The 3,773-nt window shown below is 65.1% G+C and carries 4 protein-coding genes; 1 reads left to right on the forward strand and 3 read right to left on the reverse strand.

Features of this window, described 5'->3' with window-relative positions; genetic code table 11:
* On the forward strand, nt 1–273 hold a 273-nt coding region (locus tag FBR05_14990), incomplete at its 5' end, for a DUF853 family protein (GenBank protein MDL1873485.1).
* On the opposite strand, the gene FBR05_14995 is transcribed toward FBR05_14990, so the two are convergent.
* The 3 genes from FBR05_14995 to FBR05_15005 form a co-directional block, all read right to left on the reverse strand.
* Entirely contained in the window at nt 270–1,166 is an 897-nt protein-coding gene (locus tag FBR05_14995) for an efflux RND transporter periplasmic adaptor subunit (protein ID MDL1873486.1), read from the reverse strand. The genes FBR05_14990 and FBR05_14995 overlap by 4 nt on opposite strands.
* Nucleotides 1,167–1,170: 4 nt before the next feature.
* Nucleotides 1,171–3,531, reverse strand: coding sequence for an ABC transporter permease (locus tag FBR05_15000; GenBank protein MDL1873487.1), 2,361 nt, complete (start codon nt 3,529–3,531; stop codon nt 1,171–1,173).
* Nucleotides 3,528–3,773, reverse strand: a 246-nt coding sequence (locus FBR05_15005; GenBank protein ID MDL1873488.1) for an ABC transporter ATP-binding protein, incomplete at its 5' end; no start/stop codon positions are given. The genes FBR05_15000 and FBR05_15005, both read right to left, overlap by 4 nt.

Raw genomic sequence — 3,773 nt, forward strand, 5'->3', positions numbered from 1 at the left:
CTGGCCGGACAGTACGAGCAGATGCTGGACCGCGAATCCGCCTTCGAGATGCTGAAGAAGCGCCAGCAAGAGCTCGCGGCCCAAGCCGCGCCCGAGGCCGCCCAGTCGGCCCCCAAGCCGAGGGCGAGCCAGCGGCAGGGCGTGGGCGAGGCCTTCGTCAAGTCGGCGGCGCGCAGCATCGGCTCGCAGCTGGGCAATCAGATCATCCGCGGCGTCTTGGGTTCGATCTTCGGGGGAGGGCGGAAAAAGGGCGGCTTCGGGGGACTGTTTTAGGAAGACCGGGCGCCCGGGTTCATGGGCACCACCCGCGCGCCGTCGGTCAATTCGTCGCTGGGATAGACCACCACAAAATCGCCGGGCTTCAAGCCGGACTTCAGCAGGGCCGACTCCGGGTTGCGGCGCTCGACCTCGACTTTGGTCTTTCGCGCCCGGCCCCCCACGACTTGAAAGACCGCCCAGTCCCGGCCGTCGCGAAACAGGGCCCCCACCGGGATCGTCAGCGCGTCTTCGGCTCGGAAAGTGGTGATATAGTTGTTCAGGCGGAAGCCGTCCGCCAGGCCCTCGCAATGCCCGGTCGTCCCGTTGAAGTCGATGATCACGTTGACCCGCTGCTCTTCTATTCCTAAGGCCGAGACCTTCGTGAAGGCCCCGGGCTCGACCCGCCGAACCCTGCCCTCAAGGGTTCGGCACTCGCCCCAGCTCTCCATCCGCACCGGGTCTCCCGGCTTGATGCCCAGGGCGTCCTCGGTCAAGACCTCCGAAACCACCTCCAATTGCTTGGGATCCGCCACCTCCAGGATGAGGTCGCCGCGCTCGATGGGTCCGCCGCTCTCTCGCTGCACACGCAGGACGGTCCCGGCGACGGGCGACTTGATCGGCCAGACGCCGGGACGGTCGATCTCGGCGAGCAGATCGCCTTCTTTCACCGCGTCGCCGGGATGCAGCCGCACCCGGCGCAGGTTTCCGGCGACCGGCGAGAGGACCTTGTAGATTTCTTTCGCGCGCGTCTTGCCCTCCTCGATCACCTGCTGTTCGTAGGGCCCACGCCGGGCTTCGGCGATTTCCACGAGGATGGGCTTCGGGCGCAGGGCCCAATAGAGGCCGCCGGCGAGCAGCATCGCCAAGAGGACCCAGAGGAGAAATTTCGTCGAGCGCTTCTTTTCCATAAGCTCATTCCCTGACCTTCAAGGCTTCTACCAAATTTGTGCGGTCCAGGCGATGCCGAATAATCCAAGCGCTGGCCGCTCCGGACAGCAGGACGACCGAGGAGGCGTAGGCGAAGGTGCTGCGTTCGACGATCAACGGGATCTCGAAGGCCTCGGTGTGCATCAGTTTCACCAGCAGGGCCGCGAAGGCGTAGCCCAAGAGCCATCCCGCCGGCAGCGCCAGCAGGATCTGCACGAGCATTTCGGTGCCGAGGATTTTGAATACCTCGGCCCGGGTGAAGCCCAAGACCCTCAGGCTCATCAATTCCCAAGAGCGCTCCGAGAGGGCCACTCGCGCGTTGTTGTAGACCACGCCCACCGCGATCACCAGGGCGAAGGCGGTCAGCGCGGTGGCGAAGACCAGGATAAAGCGCACCATGCTGCCGCGAAACATCGCGACGGTATGATCCTTGAAGTTCACCGCCGCGATCTTGGGGAGGTTTTTCAGCTCGGCCTGCAGCGCGCGCTCGCCGGAGGGATCGACCTTCAAGGCGGCGCTGCTGATCCAATCCTCGTGGAGGAGGTCCTTCAAGGCCCTTTGGTCCATGTAAGCCGCATAGCCGATCCATTGGTCCACGATGCCCGAGACGGGGAGGCGCCATCGTTGCCGCCGCCCCTCCAGGACCTCCACCTCGATCCAGTCGCCGCTTTGGGCGCGAAGTTTTCGCGCCAGCAACTGGGTGAGCAGCAGTCCCTCCGCGGGCAGCGGGACCTCGTGTCTTCGCTTGTTGAGCAGGACGCGGAGTTCCGCGTCGGCCGGGTACCCGGTCAGCGCCGTCGTCTCCTGCCGATGGCCGAGTTTGAGACGGATGGGCACCGTTCGATAGCCCTCCGCCCTCATCACGCCGGGGATGTTCTCCAATTCGCTCAAGATGGCCGGGTCTTGGTGATCCGCGAAGACCACCTCCGCGTCTTCGCGCTGGGTGAGCGAAAATTGCGAGAAGATGACGTAATGGATGGTGTCCCACCAAAACATGCCGATCATCGTGACCATCACCGCGAAGGCGACGCCCAAGATTCCCATGGCCGTGCGGAAGGGACGCAGCGTCAGGTTGCGGTAAGTCATTTTTCCGGTATTGGAGAGGCGGCGCACCCAGCGCAGGCGCTCCCAGGCGTTTTCATGGAAGGACGGGGGAGAGGGCGGCCGCATCCCTTCCGCCGGAGACAGGGCGAAAACTTTCCTAAGGCTTTGGAACACTCCCAGCAAGGCCGCGCCGAAGGCGATCGCGCAGGCGAGCAGGATCAGCCAAGGAGGAACGAGGAACTGCATGATCGGGAAGTGATAGAAGTCCGTGTACATCTCCGTCAGATAACGGCCCATCCAGACGCCCAAGGCGATCCCAAACGCCAAACCGAGAATCACGATGGCCGTCACCAGCAGGAAGTAGTGCCAAGAGATGGAGAGATCGGCGTAGCCCACCGCCTTCAAGGTCGCGATCTGCGGGCGTTGCAGAAGGACGAGCCGGCTCAACACGACGTTGAGAAGGAAGGCCGCCACGGAGAGGAAGATCAGCGGGATCGCGATCGCCATCACCTTTTGCTGGTTGATCTCGTCGCTCAAGAAACGGTGGCTGACTTGGTCCTCGCGATCGTAGGCCCCCAGGCCGCCGTAAGGGAGCAGTTGCCGGTCCAGCCGGGCGATCACGTCCCGCGGGGAGCTGCCGGGCCCGAGGATGAGAGAGAGGCTGTTGAAGCTCCCCTCCATGTCGAGGGCGGCCTCGAGGCCGCGGCGCGGGGTCCAGAAGATTCCGAAGTGCCGGTCGTCGGGGATCGGCGTCGCGCCGCGGATCGCATAGATGTATTCGGGGGAGAGGGCCGTTCCGACCACCTGGAACTTCTTGTATTTTCCGTTGACGATGGCGCCGATCGCGTCGCCGGGCTTGAAGCCGTTGGCCGTGGCGAAGCCCTCGCTGATAATGACCTCGTCGTCGCGCGCTGGGTCGGGCAGACGGCCTTGGCGCAGGTAGAGTCGGTTGAGCCGGGGCTCGCCGGAGTCCGGCAGGGAGATGAAGCGCCCCACCGCGGAATCCACGCGGTCGGGGAGGTCGAGCAAAAAGTCCCGGACGATGCGGGTCTCCAGGCTGACGACGCCGGGGATGGTCTCGAGGTCCTTGGCCAGGCTGAGCGGCGCCCGCTTCAGGTCCGCGAAGACGTCGGCGAAACGCCCTTCGTGATAGAAACGGGCCTGGGCGGTCTTGAGGGAGGCCTGGGTGGAGAGGAAGGCGACCAGCGCCGCGATGCCGCTGGCGAGGACCAGGGCGATGCTCAGGACCTGTGTCTTCAGGTGCCAAAGATCGCGCAGGACTTTACGGTGCAGTTGCCTCACCAGCTCAGCTCCTCCGGGTCCAGGCGCCGCGCGTTGCGCTCGACGGAGAGGATCCTTCCGTCCGCCAGGCGCAGGACCCGGTCGGCCATCCCGGCGATGCCCGCGTTGTGGGTGATGACGACCGTCGTCGTCCCCAGTTCCTCGTTGACCCGCTTCAAGGCGACCAGCACCAGCTTGCCGGTGGCGTGGTCCAGGGCGCCGGTGGGCCCGTCGCAGAGCAGCATGTCGGGGCGCCTGGCGAT

This window comes from Deltaproteobacteria bacterium PRO3 (assembly GCA_030263375.1).
Lineage (GTDB): Bacteria > UBA10199 > UBA10199 > DSSB01 > DSSB01 > DSSB01.

Excerpts from the sequence above, each read along its gene's own strand:
- FBR05_14995 (MDL1873486.1), bottom strand. The coding sequence starts at position 1,166 with ATGGAAAAGAAGCGCTCGACGAAATTTCTCCTCTGGGTCCTCTTGGCG.